Annotated in this window: 9 protein-coding genes and 3 pseudogenes; 6 read left to right on the plus strand and 6 right to left on the minus strand. The window is 68.5% G+C overall.

Annotated features, from left to right (window positions below; all coding sequences use genetic code 11):
• The 5 genes and pseudogenes from VI480_RS04805 to VI480_RS04825 form a co-directional block, all read left to right on the plus strand.
• Nucleotides 1–205, plus strand: a pseudogene (locus tag VI480_RS04805) (glycerol-3-phosphate dehydrogenase); the annotation flags it as partial.
• Nucleotides 206–263: 58 nt separating this feature from the next.
• Nucleotides 264–1022, plus strand: coding sequence for a crotonase/enoyl-CoA hydratase family protein (locus VI480_RS04810; protein WP_323671683.1), 759 nt, complete (start codon nucleotides 264–266; stop codon nucleotides 1020–1022).
• A gap of 127 nt (nucleotides 1023–1149) precedes the next feature.
• On the plus strand, nucleotides 1150–2136 hold the full coding sequence (locus VI480_RS04815; protein WP_323671684.1) for an SDR family oxidoreductase: 987 nt from the start codon (nucleotides 1150–1152) through the stop codon (nucleotides 2134–2136).
• A 285-nt stretch (nucleotides 2137–2421) separates the two neighbouring features.
• The gene (locus VI480_RS04820) at nucleotides 2422–3552 is read left to right on the plus strand and encodes an extracellular solute-binding protein (protein ID WP_323671685.1); all 1131 of its coding nucleotides are present in this window, start codon (nucleotides 2422–2424) and stop codon (nucleotides 3550–3552) included.
• Nucleotides 3553–3588: 36 nt separating this feature from the next.
• Nucleotides 3589–5199 carry an iron ABC transporter permease gene (locus VI480_RS04825; protein ID WP_323671686.1) on the plus strand — a complete coding sequence of 537 codons (1611 nt, stop codon included), beginning with the start codon at nucleotides 3589–3591 and terminating at the stop codon, nucleotides 5197–5199.
• A gap of 13 nt (nucleotides 5200–5212) precedes the next feature.
• Here VI480_RS04825 and VI480_RS04830 read toward each other — a convergent pair whose 3' ends face one another.
• The 5 genes from VI480_RS04830 to VI480_RS04850 are packed head-to-tail and all read right to left on the minus strand — an operon-like array spanning nucleotide 5213 to nucleotide 9888.
• Nucleotides 5213–6739, minus strand: coding sequence for a class I adenylate-forming enzyme family protein (locus tag VI480_RS04830; protein ID WP_323671687.1), 1527 nt, complete (start codon nucleotides 6737–6739; stop codon nucleotides 5213–5215).
• Nucleotides 6736–7548 (minus strand): enoyl-CoA hydratase/isomerase family protein, encoded by an 813-nt coding sequence (locus VI480_RS04835; protein ID WP_323671688.1) that lies wholly within the window; start codon nucleotides 7546–7548, stop codon nucleotides 6736–6738. Before VI480_RS04835 ends, VI480_RS04830 begins: the two co-directional genes overlap by 4 nt.
• Complete coding sequence (locus tag VI480_RS04840) at nucleotides 7545–8009, minus strand: MaoC/PaaZ C-terminal domain-containing protein (RefSeq protein WP_323671689.1); 465 nt, start codon at nucleotides 8007–8009, stop codon at nucleotides 7545–7547. The genes VI480_RS04835 and VI480_RS04840 overlap by 4 nt, the downstream gene beginning before the upstream one ends.
• A 29-nt stretch (nucleotides 8010–8038) precedes the next feature.
• Entirely contained in the window at nucleotides 8039–9118 is a 1080-nt protein-coding gene (locus VI480_RS04845; RefSeq protein WP_323671690.1) for a diiron oxygenase, read from the minus strand.
• Nucleotides 9115–9888, minus strand: coding sequence for an EthD domain-containing protein (locus VI480_RS04850; RefSeq protein ID WP_323671691.1), 774 nt, complete (start codon nucleotides 9886–9888; stop codon nucleotides 9115–9117). Before VI480_RS04850 ends, VI480_RS04845 begins: the two co-directional genes overlap by 4 nt.
• A gap of 498 nt (nucleotides 9889–10386) precedes the next feature.
• Between VI480_RS04850 and VI480_RS15585 the strand changes: the two are divergent.
• A pseudogene (locus VI480_RS15585) lies at nucleotides 10387–11124 on the plus strand (amidohydrolase family protein); the annotation flags it as partial.
• Between the two features lie 177 nt (nucleotides 11125–11301).
• Here the strand turns inward: VI480_RS15585 and VI480_RS15590 are convergent.
• Nucleotides 11302–11601: pseudogene (locus tag VI480_RS15590) on the minus strand (VOC family protein); the annotation flags it as partial.
• Nucleotides 11602–11754 lie beyond the last annotated feature (153 nt).

The following is an 11754-nucleotide window of genomic DNA, read 5'->3' on the forward strand; positions in this document are numbered from 1 at the left end:
AGTGGAGTCGTGGGACCGGGGCGTCGACGCCGCGCAGGACACGGCCGAACTGATGGGCGCCGAGCTCGGCTGGACTCCCGAGGCCGTCGAGCGCGAGGTGTGGCACTACCACGCACGAGTGGAGGCCGAGCGCGACAGCCAGACCCGGCCCGACGACCAGACCGCCGATGCAGCCCGCCTAGGCGCCCCCGACATCCGCCGCTGAGCAACCTGCCGCCTCCGCAGCGGGCGCACTTAGCTGCACCACTCTTTAGATTGGCCCGATGGTCGTTGATTACGAAGTCCAGGGGCGGGTGGCGATCTTCACGCTGAACCGGCCCGAAGCCCGCAATGCCATCAGCCACGAGGTGTCCTCGGAGATGGAAGCCCATCTCGACACCTTCGAGGCCGATCCCGAGGTGTGGGTCGGGATCCTGGCCGGCACCGGCACCGTGTTCAGCGCCGGGGCCGACCTCAAGTCGGTGGCCGCCAAGAAGCCCATCGAGACCGAGAAGGGCGGTTTCGCCGGGCTCGCCCGCTACCCCCGCACCAAGCCGCTCATCGCGGCGGTAGACGGGGCGGCGCTGGCGGGCGGCCTCGAGATCGTGCTGTCGTGCGACCTGGTGGTGGCCTCGCCCCGGGCCCGCTTCGGCATTCCCGAGGTGAAGCGGTCGCTCGTGGCCGCCGCGGGCGGGCTGTTCCGCTTGCCGCAGGTGGTGGGCCGCAATGTGGCGCTGGAGCTGGCCATGACCGGCGACCCGATCTCGGCCGAGCGGGCGTACCAGCTCGGCCTGGTCAACGAGATGGCCGCCGAGGGCGAGGTGGTGCCCGCCGCGATGGCACTCGCCGATCGGATCATCGCGAATGCTCCCAAGGCCGTGCGCGAGAGCCGCGCCGTGGTGCTGGAGAGTCATGCCCGCTCCGAGGATGACGGCTGGGAGATCACCAAGGATCACTTCCGCAACATCCTCGGCACCGAGGACTTCCTGGAGGGCCCGCGGGCGTTCGTCGAGAAGCGCGACCCGGTCTGGACCGGCCGCTAGCCGGGCCAAAGGCGTACTTCCCCGGTCTTGGCGTAAGGCAGACTCGCGGTCGGCACCGGCCGTCCGGCCGGGAGCTCAACTGGCAGATTCCGACACATCAGCCCGTCGCTCAACGAGGAGCAACGCCATGACTTACACCGCGCCCACCGACAGGTTCCGCTTCGATGCGCTGCGCGGCGGCGTAGAGGGCAGACGCGTGCTCATCACCGGTGCCGGCAAGGACGGCGGCATCGGCCAGGCGATGGCACTCAGCACTGGTCTCAATGGTGCTGAGAGCGTTGGCATTCACTTCCATCGCAGCTACGAAGACGGGTTCGACCTGGTCGATCGCCTGCGCGACGAGGGCGTGCATGCCTTCCCCGTGCAGGCCGACGTCACCAACCTGCGAGACCTGTGGGCCATCCGCAGCTACGTCATCGACCAGATGGGCGGCCTGCCGCCGAATCTGGTGATCTGCAACTCCGGGCTGACCGAGTCCGGCTACAACCTCGGCCGCACCCTGCGGCCAGTCGAGGGCGAGTCCTCATCGCTGAGGCGGGCCCGGGTGCGCCAGGCCTTCATCGAGAACCTGGAGCAGTCACGGTTGGTGCTCGACACCAAGGTCGACGGCTTCCTGGCATCGACCCACCTGTGGGCGGGCGAGGCGGTGTACGCAGGCGAGCAGGCGCAGATTGTGTACGTGTCGTCGCGACAAGCCGTCGATCCGGGCCCGGCAGTGCCCGGCTACGCGCTCAGCAACTGGGCCGTGCTGCAGCTTCCCAAGGTGCTCAAGGTGAATCTGGGTCGCAGCGCCGACCTCGTCACCTGCTTCACGCTGCTGCTGCCGTTCGTGCGCACCGGCATGACCAACGAGTACGCAGGCAACGAGCGGGTCTTCGGGCGCTGGCAGCCGCGGATGCTGGAGCCCTGCGAGATGGCCGAGGCGTTCATGGAGTTGCTGTCTCGACCCACCGACGAGACCGACGGCGCCATGTACGAGCTGATGGTGAACGCTGCCGCCGAGACCGACCCGGTGGGTCCGCCGGCGGTCGAGCTGGTCTGGCACCAGCTCGCACTGAATCTCGACGAGCAGCCCGTCGACTGGAGCGCCGCCGACCCACTGCGCTTCGCCTGAACGAAATATAATGAGAGCCAACGAAGTTGGGCCTGCCAGCATGACGAGAGCCGCACCCCGAAGAGTGCGGCTCTCGTGGGTCTCGCGCTGGTGCGCCGAGCCGGTGTGATAGCCCTCCTCGGACGGTTCGATTCCGTCGAGATCCACCAGTGACCCTAGGGCCACGCCTCCACGCTACACAAACCGATTCTCCGCCCATGGCACTGGCAATCTGAACAGGGCGCTCCACATCGTTCGTTAGGTGAACTTTACAATCTTCGGAAACTGTGGCTATAGTGCGGCGCCATGCTCACGCCACCAATCCCCTCCGCCCCGCCGCCTCCGTCTGCGCCTCGGCCGTCGAGTCGGCGCAGACGATTGACCCGCCTGGCGGTGCTCGCCACCAGTGCCGCCCTGATCGCCAGCGCTTGCGGGTCTGCGCGCACGCTGGAAGGCCCTGCGGTGGCGATCTACGACGGCGAATGCGCCGATGCCGGCGACCGGCAGCTCACCGTCTATTCCGGTCGCACCGAGAACTTGATCCAGCCCGTGCTGGACGCGTTCGAGTGCGAGACCGGCGTCGATGTGGCAGTCCGCTGGGGCGCCTCGACCGACCTCGCGCTGCTGCTGGCCGAAGAGGGCGACCGCACCAGCGCTGACGTGTTCCTGTCTCGCTCGCCCGGACCGGTGGGCTTCCTGGAGAACAAGGACCTGCTCGGCACCGTCGACGCAGGCGTCGCCGAGCTCGTCGACAGCGAGAACCGTTCCGGCTCACGCACCTGGGTCGGGTTCACCGGTCGCAAGCGCGTGCTCGTCTACAACCTCGACAACGTCGCCGGCGACGAGCTGCCGGCGTCGGTCTTCGACCTCACCGACGAGCGCTACCGCGGCCGGGTGGCCATCCCCGCCACCAACGGCTCGTTCGTGGACTGGTTCACCGTCTTCCGCCACCAGCACGGCGACGACGCCGTCACGCAATGGCTCGACGACATGGTGGCCAACGACGCCCGCTACTACCCCAACAACCGGTCCATCGTGGAGGCTGCCGGCCGCGGCGAGATCGACATGGGCCTCGTGAACCACTACTACCAGTACCAAGTGGCCGAGGCCATCGGCGACGGCCACCGGGCTGCGAACTGGGACTTCGCCGGCTCCGACATCGGCTCGCTGCTCATCATCACCGCGGCCACCGTGACGGCCGCCAGCGAGCACACGGCCGCCGCCAACGAGTTCATCGCCTACCTGCTGAGCGCACCGGTGCAGCAGTACTTCAGCAGCGAGACCCTCGAGTACCCGCTCGCCGCAGGAGTCGCTCCGGCCGACGTCCTGCCAAGCCTCGGGGGTCCCGAGGTCGGCAGTCTCGACTTCGACTCGCTCGGCGAGGGATTCGCCCGGTCCACCGAGATCATCGAGGCCAGCGGCATCCTGAACGAGTGACACCGGTCCTGACACCGGCCCGATCGGGTGGCTGAGATGATCGCCGCCACCCGGCGACGGCGCAGCACGGCACCGCCGGCGCTGCGCCTCGCCGGCGTGGCGCTGGCGTTCCTGTTCGCCTTCCCCGGCGTCTACCTGGTGTACCGGGCACTGCGCGACGGCACCGGCCCCGACGGCTTGCTGTGGAGCGCACGCACGCTGGGCCCGCTGTGGCGCTCGCTGCGGCTCGCCGTCTCGGTCTCGGCATGCGCGCTGGTGCTGGGCACCGGCCTGGCATGGCTCACCGCCCGCACCGACCTGCCGCTGCGCCGGCTGTGGCGGGTGCTGCTGCCGCTGCCGCTCGTCTACCCGACATTCGTGGGCGCGGCGGCGTTCATCCGCACGCTCAACCCGGGCGGTCTGGCCAACGATCTGCTCGCCTACGTCGGCATCACCACGGTGCCCGAGCTGCGCGGCTTCTTCGGTGCCTGGCTGGTGCTGCTGCTGATGACCTACCCCTACGTGTACCTGCCGGTCGCCGCCCGGCTGCGGCAGCTCCCCGGCAGCCTCGAAGAGAGCGCCCGGATGCTCGGCGACAGTGCCTTCGCGGTGTTCCGCCGCATCTGCCTGCCCCACGCAGGCACCGCCATCGGGGCGGGCACGCTGCTGGTGTTCCTGTACACGCTGAGCGATTTCGGTGCCGTGCAGCTGATGCGCTATGACACGCTGACCCGCGCCATCGCCACGAACCACCTGGCCAACCCGCCAGTGGCGCTGGCGCTCAGCCTGATGCTGCTGGTGCTGGCAGCGGCAGTGGTGCTGGCCGAGCGGTGGTTCTCCCGCCGGCTGCCCGACGGTGCTCGCTCAGGCTCGAACCGGCCTCTCGACTATCGCCTGGGTCGCTGGAGTCCCGCCGCCGTCGCGGCGGTCGGGCTGACCGTGTTCGCGAGCGTGGCAGCGCCCTTCATCGCGCTGGTGGACTGGGCGCAACGGGGCGTGCTGCGCTCGGTGACCGGCGAGCGGGCGCTCGCGGTCGACTACGGCAGCATCGCCGACGCCACCTTCAACACCGTGTGGGTGAGCGTGGTGGCTGCCGCCATCTCGGTGGCGGCAGTGCTGCCCATCGCCATGCTGGTGGGACGGCACCGGTCCCGCACCGGGTCGCTCGCGCACGCCGTGGTCATCAGCACCTTCGCGCTGCCCGGGCTGCTGATTGCGCTGTCGATGCGCTTCTGGGTCCTGCGGACCGACATGGTGCTGGAACTGCTCGGCGACACCACCGTGCTGCTGATCTTCGCCTACATCGTGCGTTTCGGGTCGCTGGCGATGGGCATCAGCGTCGTGGCGGTGCGCAGCGTGCCCGACCGGCTGCACGACTCCGCCCGGCTGCTCGGGGCCGGCCCGGTGCGCCGTTTCTTCACCGTGGACATGCCGGTGATGGGTCCCGCGCTCGGCGCGGCCGGGGGGCTGGTGCTGCTGTCGGTGATGAAGGAGCTGCCGATCAGCCTGTTCGTGTCGCCGCTGGACTTCTCCACGCTGACCACCCGTATCTTCGGCTCGTTCGAAGACGCGTTCATCGCCGAGGCAGGGCTGATGAGCGTGATCTTGGTGGTGCTGTCGTTCGCGCTGACGTGGTTCTTCGTGGTCCGCCGCCAAGAGCAGACCTGAGCAAAGGCGCTGCTCAGGCCGGCCAATACTCGGCCTTGTGCTCGCGCTTGAGCACCTTGCCGGTGGGACCCTTGAGCAGTTCGGCGCGCAGCTCGACCGCCTTGGGCACCTTGAACGTCGCCAGCGATCCGCGGCTGAACTCGACGAGCTCGGCCGGCGTGGCGGCGTGGCCGTCCCGCAGCACCACCAGCGCATGCACTGCCTCGCCCCAGTGGTCGTCCGGCACGCCGAATACGCACACGTCGGCGACGGCCGGATGCTCGGCCAACGCGTTCTCCACCTCGACCGGATACACGTTGTACCCGCCGGTGATGATCATGAACTGCTTGCGATCGACCAAGTACGCGTAGCCCTCGCTGTCTACGTATCCCAGATCACCCGTGTGCATCCAGCCGCCGCGCAGGGTCTCGGCAGTCAACTCGGGCTCATCGAGGTAGCCGGCCATCACCGAGGCGCTCCGCACCCTGATCTCGCCCTGCTCGCCCGGCGCAAGCACTGCGCCGTCCGATGCAACGGCGTCCAGCTCGACGTGATGCATGGGCTGGCCGCATGAGCGCAGCAGGTGCTCCTCGCCTGCCATCGCCCGCAGGTGGTCGGCGTGCGACAGGCGGGTGAACCAGCCGCCCGCCCCTTCGGTGGAGCCGTACCACTGCTCGATCTCCGCGTCGGGAAAGGTGGCCATCGTGCGCCGGATCATGGCCGGCGTGGTGGGCGCCGACCCGTACACCACCTTGCGCAGGCTGGAGCAATCGGCCGGCGCCGACTCCTGGGCGTCCAGCACCGCGCCCAGCATCGTCGGCACCCAGACCGTCGCCGTCACGCCGTGCCCCGAGATCGCATCGAGGCAGTCGCCAGGCGTGAAGGCCGCGAGGACGACATTCGTCCAGCCCAGCACCACATGCCAGATGCCCAGCAAGCCCGGCACGCCGGCACCGGGCAGGCAGTGCAGCCAAATGTCCTCGGCACGCATCTCGGCATCCATCGCCGTGTGCGCCAGCGCGTGGGTGACGTTGCGGTGCGTCCACCGGGCACCCTTCGGCGCCCCCGTCGAGCCGGTCGTGTAGCAGATGGTGGACAGGTCGCCTTCGGAGGGCATGCCGGCAGGCGCATCGCCAGCGGCGTCGATCGCCCCAGCCAGCTCGCCGTAGTCGGTGGCTGCGTCACCGCAACTGACGAAACCGAGCGAACTCTCGGCCACCAGCGGCGCGAAGTCCTCGCTGCACAGCCCGTAGCCGGCCCCGCTGTGCTGTAGCAGGGTGTCGAGCTCGGCCGGCGAGTAGCGGTAGTTGAGGCCAACCCGCACGGCGCCCAGACGGGCCAAGGCGAAGATGGCCTCGTTGTGGAGCGGACCATCGGCAAACAGAGTGGCCACGCGGTCGCCCTGTTGCACGCCCATGTCGGCCAGTCCGGCGGCCAGGCGCTCAGCCCGATCTGCGACCTCGGCCCAGGAGAACTGCAGGCCCTGCGCTGGGTAGATGTACGCCGGATGATCGCCTCGCCGCCGCGCCGTGCGACGCAGCAGGTCCCACAGCGTGCTCATCGGCCGCTGAAGCGAGGCCGCCGCTTCTCAGCGAACGCGGCCAGACCCTCGCGATAGTCGTCGGTCTGCACCAGCTCGGCCTGCAGCCGCGCCTCGGCCTCGTTGACCTCGGCCCACGTCATCCCGGTGGCTTTGCGCAGCAGCGCCTTCTGGCGGCGGAACGCCAGCGCCGGTCCGGCGGCGATGCGCTGGGCAAGGGCAGTCGCCACCGCCAGCAGCCGGGAGCCGGCCACCGAACGGTTCACGAGCCCCCATTCGGCCGCCTGCGGGCCCCGGATGACATCGGCCGTATACACCATCTCGAGCGTTCGCCCCATGCCCACGAGGCGCGGCAGGTGGTAATGCCCGCCCGAGTCGAGCGCCACGCCCAAGTTCGCGAACGGCGAGCTGAATCGGGCATTGTCCGCCGCGATCACGACATCGCAGTTCAAGGCGAGGCCGAGGCCCACCCCCATGGCGGCACCGTTCACCGCCGCGATGGTGGGCTTGTCGAACTCCCAGAGCCGTTCCAGAACGGGTGTGATCGTCTCGGAGATGATGGCGTAGGCGTCCTCGCCGGGCTCGGCCTCGGTCAGGTCACGACCCGAGCAGAACGCCCGGCCGGCCCCGGTCAGCAGCAGGCAGCGCACGCCGTCGTCGGCCGCCGCGGCATCGAACGCGGATGACAGCTCGGCGAGCATCGCCTGATTGGCAGCGTTCAATGCCTTGGGCCGGTTCAGCGTGACGGTGCGGGCACCGCCATCGTCGTCGACGGCAATGGTCTCGTAGCCGACCGGATCGCTGGAGGTGCGTGCGTGCTCAGCGCTCATCGTGGGTCGTCCTCAGGGCGAGTCAGGGCGAACAGAGCCAAGTTCACACACGTCAGTACGAGCGTGCCGTTCTGGTTCAGCACGCGCCACTCGATGTGAGCCAACCCGCCGACCTCGCGTTCTTCCTTCTCGATGATCTCCAGCTCGACGTGGATCGTGTCGCCGATGAAGGTCGGCACCGGGAATCGCAGCCGATCCATGCCGTAGTTGGCGATGACACTGCGTGTGTCGGCTGGCAGCAGCAGGCCACCGGCGATTGCCTGCACCATCAGCCCCGGGGCGATGCGCTGGCCGAACATCGACTCCGCCGAGGTGACGACGTCGGAGTGCAGCAGAAACCAGTCGCCGGTGAACATGCACCAGTTCACGACATCGGTCTCGGTGATCGTGCGGCCTCGTGTGGCCTGCGTGTCGCCGACCTCGATCTCGTCGAAGTAGCGCATGAGCAGCGGTTCTGGCATCGCTCTCTCCTGTCAGTCCGTCGAGCCGGTCACAGCGCGGCCACCACCACATCGTCGGGCGAGACGGCCAGCTCGTCACCGTCGATCCCCAGGGCCGGAATGGCCGGAAAATCCAACCCGACCTCGTCCACGATGGACTTCACCCGCAAGAACGCCCCTCGCCACAGCTCGGTGCGCTGGTCCGGTTCGGGCACGGCGAGGCCCGCCTGGCGAGCGAGGTCCTCAAGCCGGTGGTGTGTCTCGACCCAGCCTGCGGGGAGGTGCCCCCAGAACTGGGGGTTCGGCTCGTCCATGAACACCGAGAAGTAGGCGTGAGAGCCCACCAGGTTCTTCAGCACGGCCGCCTGCTCGTCGGGGGAGATATTCGGCAGGTAGCGGCGCATGAGATGGGTCGCGAGGCTGAAGTGGCGCGACTCGTCGCGAGCCACCAGCCGCATCAGCGCACGCAGGACCGGATGGCTCGAGTCCTGCCCGAGCTGGCCGAACATGAAGGTGCCCGCTGCCTCGCCCGCAGCGAAGGCCGAGACGATCGTGCCGAACCCGTAGCGCTGGTGGGCGGTCTGGTAGCCGCGCCAGTAGCGGTTGATCTGCGACTGCACCCAGGCGATGTTGCGCATCGCAGCCCGCTCCAGCTCGCTCTCAGGTGTCATGGCGTCGCCGAAGGTGGGGTGCATGGCCCGGCACACTCGCATCGCCATCTCGTCGTGGTGGTTCTCGTCGCGGGTGACGGTCACCAGCATCCGCCGCACGGCATCGTGCTCGTGCGCCTCGTACGCGGCGATGAGCGCCCGGGCGAAAGTGAGCACGCCGGCGGCCTCGAAGCTGCCGTGCATGGTGAACCAGTAGGCCAGCCCGAGGCGTTCGTCGGGCGAGAGATCATGGGGCGCGAGCGCGGCCCAGTCGACCTCGCCGGCCAAGCCGTAGTGATCTCGCTCCGCGCGCTCGTAGGTGCCCCACAGCCGCTCGGGTCCCCGGTCCCAGCTCAGCGGCATGATGGACGGCCCGTCATCGTCGGGCCGAGGCGGCCACGCCTCGGTGTCGGCTTCTGCCAGCGCAGCCCAGTCGGCTGCGGCAGCGGGGTCGACGCCGTCGGCGGGCGGCCGGCTCACCGGTGGTCGACCATCACGTGCTCTTTGGCCAGGAACATCACCGAGCGGCCGAAGTCGATGAAGTTGGCCTCGTCCTCATACGCCCGGCGCGACGCTGCCCGGTTCTCGGGGATCGCGTTGCCCATGGCGCTGCGGTCCATCCAGACCTCGGCATGGCCCGTGTAGGGCTCCACCTGCGATCCTCGTGAACGGTTGACGGCTGCAGTGAAGGAGTGCTCGTCGGCGTGCACCTGCTGGTAGCGCAGGATGCCCGACGACTGCGCCTGCCGCCGGATGATCGGGCCGTGGTGCGTGCGCCAGTACCACTGCGCCTCGTCGATGCTGAGCGACGGCAGGTGGCGGAAGCTGAAGTACAGCTTGACCAGGCTGGACCGCTCGGTGGCCACGATGTTCTCCGGCGTCGGGTTCACCTGCGGGTACTCGTAGCAGTAGTACGCGGAGGAGTTCTCGATGTCTGCGAAGTTGAGCTCGTCTTCCACCAGCGCCCGGTCGAACTCGCGCCCCCCGTCGGTGCGCATGGCGGCGAGCATTGCTTCCTTCGATTCCCACCAGACCTCGGCAACCCCGTCATAGGGCTCTTCCATCTCGCCGCGCCGGCCCGGCAGGCGGCTGTGGTCGTCGCTGGTGGTGTGCACCTGCACATAGCGCAGGAACTTGGCCGTGGCCGAATGCGATACCACCAGCGGGCCGTGCACGTTCAGCCAGTAGTCCTGCATCTCGGCCCGGGTCATGCCCTTCTTGCGCCGCAGCAAGAACGTGAGTCGCAGCATGGTCCGCCTCCTCCGCCGTCGAGCGATCGAGCTTGGTGGCGAGATTAGTGGTGACCCGTTCCGCGCTCGCCCGAACAGCGGCCCGCGGGCAGGGGCGTCTGCGCTGCGCATGGCCAGCCCGGAACTGCTGCAGGGGTGACTGGTAGTTTCGAATCCGGTGCCGGCAGGCACCGAGAGGGGGCGCACACCATGCCGATCACCGAGTTCTTTCCCGGGATCAAGATCGTCGACTCCGACACGCACTGGACCGAGCCGCACGATCTGTGGACCAGCCTCGCGCCCGCCAAGTACCGCGACCTGGTGCCCCAGATCCGCGAGCACGACGGCAAGCGCAAGTGGGTGGTCAACGGCGACATCCCGATTGCGGGCGACTCGGCGGTGTCGGCGATCCTGCCCGACGGCGAGAAGATGCTCGGGCTGAAGTTCCTCAAGCACGACATCGAGATGGTGCACGCGGCGTCGTACGACTGCGACGCCCGCCTTGAGCTGATGGACGCCATGGGCGTCAGCCACGGCATCGTGTATCCCAACGTGGGCGGCTTCGGGAACCAGAACTTCCTCAAGGTGGAGGACCGGGCGCTGCGCATCGCCTGCGTGGAGATCTACAACGACTGGATGGCCGACCTGCAGGCTCGCTCGGGCGGCCGGATCCTGCCGATGGCGCTGGTGCCGTGGTGGGACATCGACGCCAGCGTGCTCGAGGTCGACCGGGCGCACCGCAACGGCGCCAAGGGCATCGTGATGTGCTCCAACCCGCACGACTCGGGCATGCCCAACTTCGCCCAGCCCGACTGGCGGCCGTTCTGGGAGATCTGCGAAGCGCTGGAGATGCCGGTCAACTTCCACATCGGCGCATCAGAGGGTGACATCGACTGGTCGGGCAAAGTGCCGTACGACACCTGGTCGGGCGACGTGAAGATCTCGCTCGGCGGGGCGGCGATCTTCCTGGGCCAGCTTCGCTGGATGGTGAACCTGCTGGTGAGCGATGTGCCCGAGCGCTACCCGAACCTCAACTTCGTGTCGGTGGAGAGCGGCATCGGCTGGATCCCGTTCCTGCTCGACGCCCTCGACTACCAGTGCGGCGAGACCGCCCCCGAGCATCTCGCCCACCTGTCGATGAAGCCCTCGGAGTACTTCCGGCGGCAGTTCTACGGCTGCTTCTGGTTCGAGTCCCAGACGCTGGCGCCGGCCATCGACCACATCGGCGCCACACAGATCATGTTCGAGACCGACATCCCGCACCCGACGTGCCTGTACCCGAAGAGCGTCGAGCGGGTGGGCGATGTCGGCGTCGAGGTCGAGCGGGATGTTGCGGGGCGCGTCTTCTTCATACAGCTCCGGCGGCACCTCCCACATCACCTCGAACTCGATGCCGTCGGGATCGTGGCAGTACAGGCTGCGGCTGACGCCGTGATTGTTCTCGCCGACGAGCACGCCCATTTCGGTGAGCCGGGTCTTGGCCTCGGCCAGCTCCGCCAGCGTGGCCACTTCCCAGGCCAGGTGATAGAGGCCCACATGGCGGGCCGGCGCGCCCTCGCCGGCCGCATCGAACAAGCCCAAGTCGTGGTCGGTGTTGGAGTCGGGTGACGCCATGAACACCGCTGTGCCGTAGCGGTTCGCTACTTCCAGGCCGAGCGCCTGTTCGTAGAAGCGGGCCGATGCCTCCGGGTCCTTGACCCACAGCACTGCGTGCCGCAAACCCAGCGTGGCCATGCGCCGGATCGTACCGATCTGCGCGCGCACCGTCTGCGCGCTGCTCTCCAGGGTTCAGCTGCGGCGGGCGTCCTTGTAGGGGATGTCCTTGGCGTCGTCGGGCTCTTTGGGCAGGCCCAGCACCCGCTCGCCGATGATGTTGCGCTGGATCTC

The sequence above is a fragment of the Candidatus Poriferisodalis multihospitum genome (assembly GCF_028283155.1).
Classification (GTDB): domain Bacteria; phylum Actinomycetota; class Acidimicrobiia; order Acidimicrobiales; family Poriferisodalaceae; genus Poriferisodalis; species Poriferisodalis multihospitum.

What these genes read in the sequence shown, in the direction of transcription:
- VI480_RS04810 (WP_323671683.1), top strand. Translation starts at nt 264, where the DNA reads ATGGTCGTTGATTACGAAGTCCAGGGGCGGGTGGCGATCTTCACGCTG.
- VI480_RS04815 (WP_323671684.1), top strand. Translation starts at nt 1,150, where the DNA reads ATGACTTACACCGCGCCCACCGACAGGTTCCGCTTCGATGCGCTGCGC.
- VI480_RS04820 (WP_323671685.1), top strand. Translation starts at nt 2,422, where the DNA reads ATGCTCACGCCACCAATCCCCTCCGCCCCGCCGCCTCCGTCTGCGCCT.
- VI480_RS04825 (WP_323671686.1), top strand. Translation starts at nt 3,589, where the DNA reads ATGATCGCCGCCACCCGGCGACGGCGCAGCACGGCACCGCCGGCGCTG.
- VI480_RS04830 (WP_323671687.1), bottom strand. Translation starts at nt 6,739, where the DNA reads ATGAGCACGCTGTGGGACCTGCTGCGTCGCACGGCGCGGCGGCGAGGC.
- VI480_RS04835 (WP_323671688.1), bottom strand. Translation starts at nt 7,548, where the DNA reads ATGAGCGCTGAGCACGCACGCACCTCCAGCGATCCGGTCGGCTACGAG.
- VI480_RS04840 (WP_323671689.1), bottom strand. Translation starts at nt 8,009, where the DNA reads ATGCCAGAACCGCTGCTCATGCGCTACTTCGACGAGATCGAGGTCGGC.
- VI480_RS04850 (WP_323671691.1), bottom strand. Translation starts at nt 9,888, where the DNA reads ATGCTGCGACTCACGTTCTTGCTGCGGCGCAAGAAGGGCATGACCCGG.